The sequence below is a fragment of the Enterobacter sp. BIDMC93 genome, from assembly GCF_001037805.1.
Classification (GTDB): Bacteria; Pseudomonadota; Gammaproteobacteria; order Enterobacterales; family Enterobacteriaceae; genus Enterobacter; species Enterobacter hormaechei_C.
Window position 1 is genome coordinate 4,104,537 of record NZ_KQ089962.1, and the last position, 13,373, is coordinate 4,117,909.

The following is a 13,373-nucleotide window of genomic DNA, read 5'->3' on the forward strand; positions in this document are numbered from 1 at the left end:
GGAGAGGATGATGGATATCCCACGTATTTTTACTGTTAGCGAAAGCGAACACCGCATTCATAACCCCTTTACACCAGAGAAGTACGCGACGCTGGGCCGCGTGTTACGCATGAAGCCAGGCACACGCATTCTCGATCTCGGCAGCGGCTCGGGAGAGATGCTTTGTACCTGGGCACGTGATTACGGTATTACCGGTACCGGCATCGACATGAGCCCGCTCTTCACCACGCAGGCCACGCGGCGCGCAGAGGAACTCGGCGTCAGCGAACGCGTCCATTTCATTCATAACGACGCGGCCGGCTACGTCGCGAATGAAAAATGTGACGTGGCGGCCTGCGTTGGCGCAACCTGGATTGCGGGGGGCGTAGCCGGGACAATGGATCTGCTGGCAAAAAGTCTCAAGCCCGGGGGAATAATGCTCATCGGCGAACCGTACTGGCGTCAGGTACCTGCGACGGAGGAGACAGCCCAGGCCTGCGGCGTCTCGTCGATCGCAGACTTTCTCACTCTGCCCGGTCTGGTTGCGTCTTTCGATCAACAGGGCTATGACCTGGTTGAAATGGTGCTGGCTGATCAGGAAGGCTGGGACAGGTACGAAGCCGCAAAATGGATGACCATGCGGCGCTGGCTGGAGGAAAACCCAGATGATGACTTCGCGCAGGAGGTTCGGGCGGAGCTGACGATAGCGCCTGAACGTCATGTGACGTACACGCGGGAGTACTTTGGCTGGGGGGTGTTTGCGTTAATGGCGCGATAATATGGCGCTGGCGGTATAGCCTTTAGGGTTATGCCGCCGTTCAACTTCTTTGAGGTACAAAACGATGACGCGAAAATGTGCAGCCATTAGCAATATTTGCTGCCATGATCTGAGAATGAGATTTACTGGAATGGAGGATAATAGGAACACAACAAGACATATAAAACCTCTGAAAATAATAAACTTTTTCATATTCGACCTTCAAACATGCCCCCTTTAATGCCCCCACATTGATTTTTACCACTTCAGCAGGGGCTTTTTCGTGGATATCTTGCACAACGAATCACCAATCGAAATGCTCCACTCCAGGCAGCACATCTCCCGCAGCATCGAGATGGATAGAGGTGATCGCATACTGGTGGGATAACATCAGGATCAATCGACGACACGCTTTCGACAGGCCTAGTCGTTTCAATCTGAGCACTGGGTATTGCCAGGCACTGAGCCGGAGCAAGTAGCCCGTTCCGGTAAAGTGAATCCACTCCGCATCACTGTATTCAGTCTGATCATGCGACAGTTGATAAAACCGTTCGTTGTCCTGATCCGTTATGTGAGCAGTACTGCACTGTATGCTGGTAAAGATGCAGTGCAGCGGGACGATGCAAGAGCCAACCGACTTAGTAGTCGGTTCAGTTAAAAACTGCATAAAATTAACTCCTGTTTAAATAAAGTTAAATACAGCTAATTCGGATTTTTACCCGTAAAGTTTGCAGGCAACCACGAAATCTTTATTACTGGTTTCAAACCAGGTCCAGATATCGAAAACAGGTGTTCCGGCGGGGAAGTGAATAAAAGGCTCGCTGATGACCAGCGTCCCCTCTTCTTCCCTGACGGCCATGTTTCCCAGTTCCCGCCATAAGCTATTCAGGCGTTCCACATGTACAGGCATCGCTGCCTCCTTTATGCTGACGGCGGAGTTGGATAAACGGAGAGGTACACGTAGCCACAACTCTGGACTGACCCCGCCCCGGTAGACGATCCTGCCCTATAGTTGGACTGACCCCGCCCCGGTAGACGATCCTGCCCTATAGTTTGAGCATAGGAGGAGCGTATGGGCACACCACGATTTACACCTGAATTTAAGGAAGAAGCCGTCCGTCAGATAACGGAGCGCGGTTATTCCGTTGCCGAAGTATCCGACCGTCTGGGCGTTTCTGCGCACAGCCTCTACAAGTGGCTACGGGCTATCAAGCCTGATAACAGCGAACAGCATGCCCGGGATTTACTGGAAGCCAAAAGCGAGATCCTGAAGCTCAGGGCACAGCTGAAGCGCACTGAGGAAGAACGGGACATTCTGAAAAAGGCCGCGCGGTACTTTGCAAGGGAGCCCGACTGAAGTACCGCTTTATCAATGAGCACCGCACTGTATGGGGTGTCATGACGATGTGTCGGGTGTTGTGCGTTGCCCGGGCCGGGTTTTATGCGTGGCTGCATAATCCGGTCTCTGCGCGGGATAAAGATAACCAGCGTCTGCTGACGCTCATCCGCGATTCATATTCCCTGAGCGGTGGCGTATATGGCTATCGTCGGGTTCATGGCGATCTGAATGAAATCGGTGAAACCTGCGGCAAAAACCGGGTGGGTCGTATTATGCAACTGAACCGAATTAAAGCCGTACGTGGCTATAAAGCACCGCGTCGTATCGCCGGCCGACCTTCAGTGGTTGCCCCTAATCGCGTGCAGCGGCAGTTTACTGTTGTCCGGGCCAATCAGGTCTGGGTCACCGATATTACTTATATCCGCACCTGGCAGGGCTGGCTGTATCTGGCGGTGGTTATCGATCTCTTCGCCCGTAATGTGGTCGGCTGGTCGATGAAACCTACGTTGTCGCGGGAGCTGGCGCTGGATGCGCTGATGATGGCAGTCTGGCGACGTAAACCCGACGGCGAGGTTATCGTACACTCAGACCAGGGCAGTCAGTACGGCAGCGACGACTGGCAACGGTTCTGTCGCGCCAATAATCTGGCACCCAGTATGAGCCGACGTGGCAACTGCTGGGATAATGCGGTGGCCGAATCGTTCTTCAGTTCACTGAAAAAAGAACGGATCAGAAAACGCATCTATAAAACCCGGGATCTGGCCCGGGCCGATATCTTCGATTACATTGAAGTCTTCTATAACCGGTCCCGGCGTCACAGTCATCTCGGCGGCGTCAGTCCGGAGGCCTTTGAACAGGTCTCGTCGTGAGGACAGAATTTGTCTATGGGCGTGGGGTCAGTCCAACTATAGGGCAGGATCGTCTACCGGGGCGGGGTCAGTCCATAATGTCGGTTGGTTTTTCTTCATATTTCCCGTTTCGCCAGCCCGCCGCAAATTCAGCCGGAGTCTGGTAGTTCAGCGATGAATGTGGGCGACACTCGTTATAATCCAGCCGCCAGTCATTAATCGTTTTCCTGTGAGCAGCTCCCCGTTTATCAATATAGTCTGAAATTAGCAACTTCCGCTTATGGCACAGAACGGACAAGCTAACTGAGTTGAAGGTCCGCTGTGAGCGAAAAGCGGAAGTTAAACTAAAATCAAAAATGGCATGGATGCAGCCCAACTAACGAAATGCATTTATATTGAAGTAATGCTTATTTGGATTTTTGCGAGATAATCTATATTTTTCATTGTGTTATTTTCTTTAGCGGGTACCAAAATAATTACATCCCATTCCAGAAAATCTCTCGACGACGATAACAGTTATGAGTTAAAATCACTGTGCAATTTAATAGTTAAAATGCAAACTAAACACTCAGTTAAGATTACTGAATAAATATTGCTGTTGAAAAAATTGACGATACGGATACTAATATGAACAAATATAAAGAATTGGATCGTAGATATAGTGAACTTTTTGAAAAACATAATTTAATGATTAATGAACAAGCAATGAAAAGCAAGGGCAGAAAACATCAAATTGTAGCGATGTATAATCAACTGAATCTAATATTCAAAGCTGTCTTAAATAAAAGCTCACCATTTCTATTTAAATATGAAAGTGAAAAAATAGAATTTAAACCCTCCATACTGAGCGAGGGGGTTATTGTTTCTTTTCCAGTGATTACTCATGGGGAAATATCATTAAGCATCAAACCACAAGTCTCTCCAAAAAATACCTCATCCATGTGTATTACATGCAACGGTAAAGAGTCTGAACATATTAACTCTTTCTTTAAATTGAAATACGACACCCTTGAAAAAGATAGATGTGGCGATAAATACTGGCAATTAAAGGCCGACCCTGATTCTGGTAGTTTGTATACCAAACTTGATGAATATGCAGTAAAAAGAATATTAAGCTATGTGATTAAAAATCACACAGATCTTGAGAATTAATACCAGCCAAAAGGATTTATAGCCTAAATTATTTTTATACATATAAAAATTATTAACCTAATGAAGTCTTTTACTTATGTGGTTTCAAAAGGAAATTTAGTATATAAATAATTTAATATTTCTTCTTGTAGCACTCATCTGACTTAGATGCGGTTTGATGTTAGATTCTAGCAAAGTGGAAGTGTCTTTCTGGATTGTATGGAATCCAGAAAGACACTGATCCGTTTAAAGCTAGTAAGTACTGGAGCTGTTGTTAAATATTATACATTTGAATAGTTTGGATGACTTCGAACCAATGAAGAGAAATGGTCGTTAATCTTCTCTAAAATAGATGTCTTTAGTATTTTTGAAATATTATTAATTGTTTGAGGATTGACCCCATCGACATGGGCACTTAACTCACCATGGCCAAAAGCATGGCGAATACTCGATAAAAGATAGATAGGGTTGTAATTATTTCCACTCAAAAATCTTGAACATTCGTTCGGTGTTTGACTTCAACATTAGGACTAGAAGAAATATATGTATAAAACCTTAAAAGGTCAGAGCCATTTTTTTTAAGCGTAGTAGTTAAAGCATTTTCTTCTGAAAAAGCGTAACTTAAATAGTTATATTTCCCACCAGATCCTGTTGGTAATACGTAGTAATAACTCTCTACTGCACTCCAAACAAGTAAGGACCTCATTAATGCTTCATAACCGAGGTTTGTTTGTTTAGTAGAGTTCTTTATCATAACTCCCTCGAAGTCCGCAGCCAAGGCATATCTGGCGGCGAATCGGTTCAGATCGCCAATAGTGATTCCGGCTCTGAATCTATAATGAGTAAAGCCACCATAATTTCTTTCAATTTTGCAAAACTTATCCCATGAATCTGGATATTCTCGTCCCATTAGTCTAAATCCTTATTTATGAATATGGTGTAATCTACTACCTTCTAGACAAAATATCATGATAGGCTTGATGTCTGCTATTGGCACGAAGGGGACGTCCTAGCTGGGCTAAAGGTCCGTTGTGAGCGAGGAGCGGACATTGGTAGCCTCGACAACATGATTCGCATTGAGGTGTATTAATCAGCGAGAAACAGGTCAGTTTATTGCGCCAGCCCGACCTTTACGAAAGGGCTGCCATGACTACGCGATTTTTTGATTAGTTTGCCTACGTATAATTCTCTGATTTCTGGTGATGCGATTCGTCCAACAAACTCTGAACGGTTGGTTTTAGGGGGGATAACCAGTTCCCGGGTAAAGTACTGCTGAGAGCCTGCCTTTAACCAGCACTGTATCTCATAAACTTCCATCACCAAACCGCCGTAGGTGGCGTATGCAAATTGTAGGTTTTCATCTTTTGGTACTTTTGCCCAGACGCCACGCGTAGCTTCATATAATGCAAGAGCACTCATGCCAGACTTGTAGGTGCTGTTTAGCAGAAAAGCGAGCCCGGCATGTTCAGGTGCGATTTCCGTCTCTTGCTTAAGAAGGAGATGGTTGAGCTCATCCAGAGTAATTCGCCCCATAAGGGAGCTGCTTCCTCGTACTTTGTTGGTCAGTTCTCCAACACCTAAGAGATCAATACATGTTGCTTCAACAAGCTTCGCGGTTGCCTCATCCATGCCATGGCGTAGTATGTCGATACCCAGATTTCCTGTTTTTAACAGATGATTAATTCGTTCTGATTTCTGAGAGCCATCATTATACTTTATATGATCAAGGCAGCGTTCTGACTTGCCTTTGCCTATATAAAACGGCTTTTTATCTGCATCTTCAGTGTCATAAAATGCATAAACATAGAACTTAGCCATACCTAACGCTTTTGAGTATTTTGAATATTCTTTCAAACCTTGCTTCCTTAAGGCAAAAGTACTTAATTTTATTATCGGCACTATGGCTCAGAACTTAAGCGCAAAACAATTAGCGTATAGATTGCTCTGCGCCCATCGATGAAAATGGGCCAAAGTTAGCAAAGACAACTATTGGCAGGGTTGCTGTTGCAACCCTGCCAACCTTCCTTAGACTTCAATCGATTCAGAGATCTCTAACGCATCATCGACTTCAATGGCCAGATAACGGACTGTGCTTTCCAATTTCTTATGGCCCAACAGAAGTTGGCATACCCGGAGATTTTTGGTTTTCTTGTATATCAGGTAAGCTTTCGTTCTTCTAATGGAATATGTGCTGTAAAGCGAAGCTTCGAGACCAAGCTTTTCTACCCACCCATGAAAACTTCGGCTGTATTGCCTAGTTGATTTGTGCCGGTTAGTTCCAATTCGAGACTGAAACAAGAAGTCTTTACTATTCAAATTGCCAAGCTTTATCAATGCTGACCTGCCCCCAAGATTGATACTACCATCACCCAGTAATGTCGGTTGTTTTTTCTCCATATTTCCCGTTTCTCCAGTCCGCTGCAAATTCAGCCGGAGTCTGGTAGTTCTGCGAAGAATGAGGACGGCACTCGTTATAATCCTGTCGCCAGTCATTAATCGTTTTCTTGGCATGAACAATATCGCTGAACCAGTGCTCGTTCAGGCACTCATCTCTGAATCGTCCAAAACTCTCATTAAATCCGTTCTGAGTCCGCTTGCCCGGCTGTATAAGCCGTAGGACCACACCATGCTCAAGGCCCATTGTTCGAGTGCGCGGCAAATGAACTCCGGTCCCTGATCGGTTCTTATCGTAGTAGGATAACCACGAAACAGCGCGATACTGTCCAGAAAACACGTGACCTGCACGCCTGAAATCCCAAATGCGGCGGTAATCGTCAGGCACTCCTTCGTGAAATCATCCACGCAGGTCAGGCTCTTGATTCTGCGACCGTTGGCCAGAGCGTCCATGACGAAATCCATCGACCAGGTCAGGTTCGGCGCATCCAGGCGAAGAAGCGGAAACCGTTCGGTCGCCAGCCCTTTACGGCGTCGTCTGCGTTTTACGCCCAGCCCTCTCAGATGATAAAGGCGGTACACGCGCTTGTGATTAACATGAAGGCCTTCACGGCGCAGTAACTGCCAGATACGGCGGTAGCCAAAACGTCTGCGTTCAGGTGCATGCTCAATAATACGCCCTGATAAATGTGCATCAGCAGCTGGGCGCTGAGCATCATAACGGCAGGTCGACAGGGACAAACCTGTAAGCCAGCAGGCACGACGTTGCGACAGATCTGTCACATCACACATCAACACCACGGCTTCCCGCTTCTGGCATGTCGTCAGTACTTTCGCCCCAGAGCCAGCTGAAACGCCTTCTCATCCAACATGGCTTCGGCAAGCAGCTTCTTGAGCCTGGCGTTATCTTCCTCAGGCGACTTCAGGCGCTTAACCTCGGGCACCTCCATACCGCCATACTTCTTACGTCAGGTGTAAAAGGTAGCGTCGGAAATGGCGTGCTTACGGCAGATTTCCCGGGCAGAAACCCCGGCTTCAGCCTCACGGAGAATACTGATGATCTGTCCATCGGAAAAACGCTTCTTCATAGGCATGCCCTCACGTTGCTGATGAAAACATTACTAACATCACGGTGTATTCATCAAGGGGGAACAGTCATCTACGCCGTCACGATGCGGCATCACAGCCTGGAATCCCAGAACGTCAGGCATGACGGCTATCAATCGTTACCAGGTTTCAGGTGCCGAAGGACTTGTCATCCGCAAATGCGGTCAGCCCACCAACCGCCGATTTACCGAATCTCTCAAACTTGAAGCAACCCAAGGCATGTTAAAAATCTGCATAGGATCACGTTGAACTGTTACTCCACTCATTCACACCATCACTAACTCAACTGGCTGATTCATAAATTAGTAACCTGCATGTTTCACACTTTTCAAAAATGCTTTCATATTTTCATTAGGTTGCTCAATTTCGAAGTTACTTCCGTATCGCTCTTGTAATTTTGGCCATAACTTACTTAATAACCCTCCCCTGCGATAAAATGGATGTATCCAAACGGTAGATAGGTACGGGTAATTTGCGTTTGAAATGTTTATTGTGACTAGCCCAACTAAACATTGGCGATAACCACTATTATCAAGTGATTGTATTTCTTTGATGAACGGATACGCAACAACATCAATCCAGCCATTATTGGTTGTATCCCATTGCATTCCGTCATGACATTCTTTTGACTGATAGCGGCGTAACGCTACACACGCGAGCTTCTGCCAATATGGAGAATTAATTTTGATCTCTTCATCATATGACTCGCCTACTGGAGCGGGTATTGGTCTGATTAAACCAGCATGGCATTCATCATAGAACTTCATGTCTGCCTCAACAACGTTGTTTGCGTTGGATTGCTCCGTGTGCGCGCCATTCAAAAATAGTTCTGATAGTAGTGTGTCTACGCTGTACTCTTTATTGATGATCGTCGGCTGAGAGTTTTTCTTATTAAGGCCGCGAGTGACGGTTTTTTGATCAATGTTAACAACATGGAATAACCCGTCGGGGAGGCTAGCAAACCACGATGGGGCATCTGACCAGAATAATATGCCTTTTGTAACTCTTAAGAGTTTAATTAAATTAATACAGGCTTCTTCACTAGTTCTACCGTTAATGTGAAGCATGTTAGGAATAAAGTAATATTTATCCGTATCAGGGTACGCAGCTTCACAAAATTCCTGTACATACTTCAGCACCTGGTTCCTACAGAAGTCATCATAGCTGGTAATAACTAAGGGGGTATCCTCACTACTATTATCATTATCAATCATGCAATCTATAGCAAGACTTACTGCTTTGCGTATCACTTCAGTTGAATCTAACGAATCTAAAAAATTTTTCTTGCGTGAACGAATATCCATGTATGACCTGCGCTATTAAAATTCAAGTATGAACGGATTGTGATCTTCTTTTAACATGGTGGTTTTATTCGTTGCTATAATGATTTTTGCAACAATTGTACCACGGCGGAATACAGGGCATGACCTGCACCTTTTAACTAACATACCATGTGCCATCAATGTCCGCTATTGGCACAAAACGGACGCCCATTCTCACGCGCAACCCTTCAAAACATTCATCACGAGAATGCTCTGCCCTTCCCTCGCCAGCAACCAAACAGCTCACACAACAGATTATGCTGGTGTCATGCACGCTACCCTGCCCTGGTTTATTGAACCTAACCCGTCCGCCCGTTGTACGGGATCTTAATTCCGCTATCCTTCACACCGTTTACAATTTGCCATGAAACGCCCGACAGAGTCGCTGGAGGTATTCCGGACACGAATCAACGCTGCAGCAGAGACAAGTGATGTATCATCGGCATCGGGGAGCGACAACAACTGGCTTCTGGTGTACCGCCAGCGTCATAAAGGGTCTTTGAATCAGGATATCTGGCGAGGCACTGCTGGCGAACTGCGGTTACCTCGCCGTTTACCCGGACTAGGGCTGATGGAAAACACCACATTATTTAAAACACATGATTCTGAAGCGTGATACGCCGTGCCGGTCTGCGGACGCCGATTAAATGTCTTCACTCAAATCGCTGTTCACCTTTACGATCTTCCTGCTGTTCCCGATCCCGTTGACGCTCAATCATAAGCATTAAGCGCTCATGGATGTCTCTTGCAGCGTCTGAAATGCCAGCCCGCGGGTGATGGATGAGTTCACCGAAAGCGTCAGCACGTGCTTGCCATATGTTTGCAAGGCTGCCACTCCAGCTTGTGGGGCTCGTTAAGTCAGCAAAGGATTCAAGGACCACGGAAGGGTCAGGTGCAGCCTCGAGGAACTTGACTGCATTTTTGTGTAAGACCGTCCCGCCTGAGTCAGAAACACTTACCCAGAGTTCTAACCCCTGCGGTACAGATGCCCACACGCCCGGATCGTCACTGCAGGAGCACCAGTTAATCAGGGTTTCGATGTCAACGCCTGAAAGCAGCGGAGTATCCCGAAGGCTTCCTCGCATAAAGAACAAGCGCATAACCCTTTGGTCTTCAGAACCGGCAAAGAGACGGGAGAGAAACGCTTCAGGGATAAGTTCCACGGTTGTCTGTATTGTTTTACGATAATCATGCATATAGCTGTAGTGTTTATCAATCGCAGCGAAGACAGCATCCAGCCACTGATGTTTGAGCCCGTCGTGATCGTCTGACTGCAGTGCCGCCGCCACGACCGATTCCATATCGACATCAACGAGGCTGCCAATGATGTCAGACCCTTTCTGTAAAACCAGTATGGCGGCCCTGAGACCGATGTGAAGAAGCTCGGGACCGGGCATGTCCTCTGTCGTCTTTATGTCAAAAAGTCTCATTCCAAGCCCGTTCAGAATCGCTGCCTCGCCGCTTTCCAGAGCCAGTAGTCGTTCGGCCAGTTCGAGCACCCGGGAGGCTGGCAGATACTGGCATTTTTTATCCCACAAAAAGGTGTCAAACATAAATGGGCGGATATCCGGTTTATCCAGAAGCGACATGCATCGATTCAAATCCGTTTCGGTAAAATCGCGCTGAGGATGAATTTTAACCAGGACCCGACTCAGTGATGGATGCACTGCGCACTGATCCAGAAACTCATGGGCCAGGGGTTCATTAATACGATCCACACCGTCGATAAAGCCCAGAAATACCGAAAAATCCTTATTTTCAGTAGTGTCCTGGTCCAGCTCGCTTAAAAGTAAATGCCAGTGCTCACGAGGATCCACAGCGCCCTGAGCCAGCCCCTGCCCGAATGCGCGCCGGTAAGGCATCCACTCAGAAGAAAACAGATTGGGTCTCAGATCAGAAAGACAAAGCCTTGATGCGGCAAACTCACGCCCCAGTTGCTCTGCTCTGGCCGTCAGTCGCTGCTCTGCCTCAGCGTATCGGTCATGGCCATGTCGGTTAAATTCGTCATCAAGCACCCAGTTGTGCTGGCCTTTGCTCAGGACATAAAGCCGTATGGCAGAAAGCAAATCATTCGGCCTGAGCTCCTTTTCAAGTGCATCAAGCGTGTCCAGCAGCAGGTGCGAGACCTGAGGATCCTTTCGCAGAAAGTGCAGTCGGGTCCGAATCGCCTTCCAGCCCTCTCCCCAGGGAAGACGGGTATGCAGTGCACGGGCGGCATCAACCAGCACGGAGCCCATCTTCTTGTCGCTCCACAGGCCGCTGAGTGAATTTGCCAGAATAGTCCGTGCACCGCTGGCAAGATGACTCTCGCTGTCGTTTCCTGCGCGAACGGCAATCGCAATGAACGCACGTCGCCACGTCATCAACGCCTCATAGTCTGGTTCTGCCCCGTAATCCCTCGGGCGGGCACCAAACTCACAGATCCCCGAGCCTGTCCACGTCGAACCGCTAAGTCCGGCAGATAGCATTTTCAGTCCGAGCGCCCGACGCTGTGGCACAGTTGATAAGAGGCATTTTTCCAGAAGCGTAATCCGCTGTTCAAGAGACGCATGTGTGCCTGACAGGTAGGGCTGACAGAACAGGGTCAGTTTGTCCCGTGCATTCTGCTGACCAGACTTATCCGTTTCGTGATCGGCGATGTGCAGAAGAAGGCTGGCGCACCGGTCAAAGTATGATGCCTCCCAGGCCAGAGCCTGCAAGAGGTTGAGGATAGTGTTCCAGCGCGGATCGTAATGTCTCTCCCGGCTTTTAAAGTCTGAGCTCCTGAGGACCTCGTCAATCCGGTTAAGCAAAACGTCCGGCACCACCGGCGCAATGTACTCCAGCATACGAACCGGCTCATCCTCTAAAGCCAGCAGATTACCCAACAATGCTTCAGGCTGAAGCCACGCGGCAGAAATCGCCTCTGCCACCGGATGATCGTGTAAAAGCCCCAGCCGGTGAGCAAAGGACATAAGCAGGCGCTCGCGTCCCGGCGCTTCAAAGGCAGACCTGAGACACGCGACCGGAAAGCTTTCCAGCGCGGAGGCGGCCAGCCTGTTCGCAATAGCATGGGGTAAGATGGCCCGCCAGTGCGACCTGGCCTGAAGAATGTGGCGATAGGTCAGCTTGTTAAGCGTCCGGTAGAGCTGGTGATGTGAATAACCCGCGAGCGAGCCCAGGATCCCCAGCTCACTGTCGCTGGCTTCAGAAACGTCACTCGAAAATGAGTAGACCAGCGAAAGGAGTTCGGCCTGCTCCCGTAATCCCTCGTCCGGCCCGTGTCGCTGTTCAAAAAGCCGGTTGAAGAGTTGTGCATCAGACAGAACGGCCAGCGACTCTCCCTCCTCCACTCTCTCGGCGATAGCCAGTGAGACTCTGGCATTCCCGTCAGCGAATTGCGCGATCCGACGGGCTTTCAACTGTCCGATACCGGGGAAACGGCGCAGCAGAAGTTTTTCCGCAACGTCCGGCCCTACCGCCTCGATGTGGATCACTTCTGTGGTCTGGGGTTTGTCTTCCCGAATATCATACTCAACGGTGATAAGTTTGATCCTGCTTCCGTGAGAGGTGACTTTTGCCGCGAGGGAGGCATGAAGTTCAGGCGGGCAGTTATCGAGAACCATTATTGCGCTGCGCTGGTCAGCGATGAGGCGTTCCAGCATGGCTGCGGCAGAAGGGTTCGGATCGTCACCGGTATCGGCATACACCGCCAGGGTGCGGTCCAGGGCATCAGTACCGATGGATCTCTCAAACAAGGCCTGAACGATCCTCGTTTTACCCACGCCCGATAAACCGGTAATACGCACGGCTTTCCGGGTGGTCCGGATAAGCTGACGTATCGGCCCGATGGCATCCTGAATACTCAGAGGGCGAGCTTGCTCCGACGGAAGTGAGATCGTGATACCGGAGGCGGTAATCAGGGTATCGTCCGCCCCCTCAGGAGGGCAACTCCATGCGCCATAGGGCTGCCAGCCGGAATATCCCCGCCCCAGTATTCTGTTCACCCAGAGCATCACCGACGGATATTGACGTATCCACTGCGCGAGTTTAGCGCGATCATAGAAGGCCAGATGAAGATCTGCATGACAGGGATCGTGCCTGACAGCCTCCTGCATCGCTCTGACGCGTTCGGCAAGCATGGAGGGGGAGCAGTCCTCGTCCAGACTGACAATGATATAGCTTCCCCCCTTTGCGGCCTGCACGGATATCATGGAAGAAAGGACGCCAGAAGGTGCCATCTCTCGCAGAATATCTGCCCTTCGCATCTTATGCTTTTTGGCCTGGAAGACGGTATCCGGTCGTTCTATATATCCGGAGCTGAATTGTTCGACCGGCAGCTGCACGTGGACATCCACTCCCCCATCAGGTGCATTGATCGATCCTGCCCAGCGCACCCGCGCCGGGCTGTGACCGCAGGCCGCCACGTCGGCCTCAGCAAGGCGAGCAATTAACTCTTCGAGAAGAGTATCCGAAAGTCCGAGTAATTCATCTTTTTCGATATCAAAGATCGCCAT

Annotated in this window: 10 protein-coding genes and 3 pseudogenes; 4 read left to right on the top strand and 9 right to left on the bottom strand. The window is 48.7% G+C overall.

Annotation, left to right across the window (positions count from 1 at the left end; genetic code table 11):
* Positions 1-10: 10 nt before the first annotated feature.
* Positions 11-757 carry an SAM-dependent methyltransferase gene (locus tag SK58_RS19240; RefSeq protein ID WP_047728883.1) on the top strand — a complete coding sequence of 249 codons (747 nt, stop codon included), beginning with the start codon at positions 11-13 and terminating at the stop codon, positions 755-757.
* 283 nt (positions 758-1,040) lie between these two features.
* Here SK58_RS19240 and SK58_RS19245 read toward each other — a convergent pair whose 3' ends face one another.
* Both SK58_RS19245 and SK58_RS19250 read right to left on the bottom strand, forming a co-directional pair.
* Complete coding sequence (locus SK58_RS19245; protein WP_053070233.1) at positions 1,041-1,403, bottom strand: DUF5983 family protein; 363 nt, start codon at positions 1,401-1,403, stop codon at positions 1,041-1,043.
* A gap of 48 nt (positions 1,404-1,451) precedes the next feature.
* Entirely contained in the window at positions 1,452-1,646 is a 195-nt protein-coding gene (locus SK58_RS19250; protein WP_048220324.1) for a hypothetical protein, read from the bottom strand.
* 162 nt (positions 1,647-1,808) lie between these two features.
* Between SK58_RS19250 and SK58_RS19260 the strand changes: the two genes are divergently transcribed.
* Positions 1,809-2,944 (top strand): IS3 family transposase gene (locus tag SK58_RS19260; protein WP_213812606.1). Its coding sequence is split into 2 segments (ribosomal slippage): positions 1,809-2,055 and positions 2,055-2,944, totalling 1,137 coding nucleotides; the frame shifts between segments, so codons are not numbered across the junction.
* A gap of 67 nt (positions 2,945-3,011) precedes the next feature.
* Here the strand turns inward: SK58_RS19260 and SK58_RS22970 are convergent.
* Positions 3,012-3,299, bottom strand: a complete 288-nt coding sequence (locus tag SK58_RS22970) for an integrase core domain-containing protein (protein WP_082138481.1) — start codon at positions 3,297-3,299, stop codon at positions 3,012-3,014.
* A gap of 251 nt (positions 3,300-3,550) precedes the next feature.
* Between SK58_RS22970 and SK58_RS19265 the strand changes: the two genes are divergently transcribed.
* The gene (locus SK58_RS19265; RefSeq protein WP_048220326.1) at positions 3,551-4,075 is read left to right on the top strand and encodes a hypothetical protein; all 525 of its coding nucleotides are present in this window, start codon (positions 3,551-3,553) and stop codon (positions 4,073-4,075) included.
* 463 nt (positions 4,076-4,538) lie between these two features.
* On the opposite strand, the gene SK58_RS22975 is transcribed toward SK58_RS19265, so the two are convergent.
* The 4 genes and pseudogenes from SK58_RS22975 to SK58_RS22980 form a co-directional block, all read right to left on the bottom strand.
* Entirely contained in the window at positions 4,539-4,964 is a 426-nt protein-coding gene (locus tag SK58_RS22975) for a hypothetical protein (RefSeq protein WP_156175003.1), read from the bottom strand.
* 200 nt (positions 4,965-5,164) lie between these two features.
* Complete coding sequence (locus SK58_RS19270) at positions 5,165-5,908, bottom strand: LEM-3-like GIY-YIG domain-containing protein (protein WP_048220327.1); 744 nt, start codon at positions 5,906-5,908, stop codon at positions 5,165-5,167.
* A gap of 171 nt (positions 5,909-6,079) precedes the next feature.
* Positions 6,080-6,394 (bottom strand): annotated as a pseudogene (locus tag SK58_RS19275) (tyrosine-type recombinase/integrase); the annotation flags it as partial.
* Positions 6,395-6,419: 25 nt separating this feature from the next.
* Positions 6,420-7,536 (bottom strand): annotated as a pseudogene (locus SK58_RS22980) (IS3 family transposase).
* Between the two features lie 29 nt (positions 7,537-7,565).
* On the opposite strand from SK58_RS22980, the pseudogene SK58_RS22985 reads away from it, so the two are divergent.
* A pseudogene (locus SK58_RS22985) lies at positions 7,566-7,759 on the top strand (hypothetical protein); the annotation flags it as partial.
* Positions 7,760-7,857: 98 nt separating this feature from the next.
* Here SK58_RS22985 and SK58_RS19290 read toward each other — a convergent pair.
* The gene (locus SK58_RS19290) at positions 7,858-8,859 is read right to left on the bottom strand and encodes a hypothetical protein (protein WP_048220329.1); all 1,002 of its coding nucleotides are present in this window, start codon (positions 8,857-8,859) and stop codon (positions 7,858-7,860) included.
* 671 nt (positions 8,860-9,530) lie between these two features.
* Positions 9,531-13,373 (bottom strand): hypothetical protein, encoded by a 3,843-nt coding sequence (locus SK58_RS19295; protein WP_048220330.1) that lies wholly within the window; start codon positions 13,371-13,373, stop codon positions 9,531-9,533.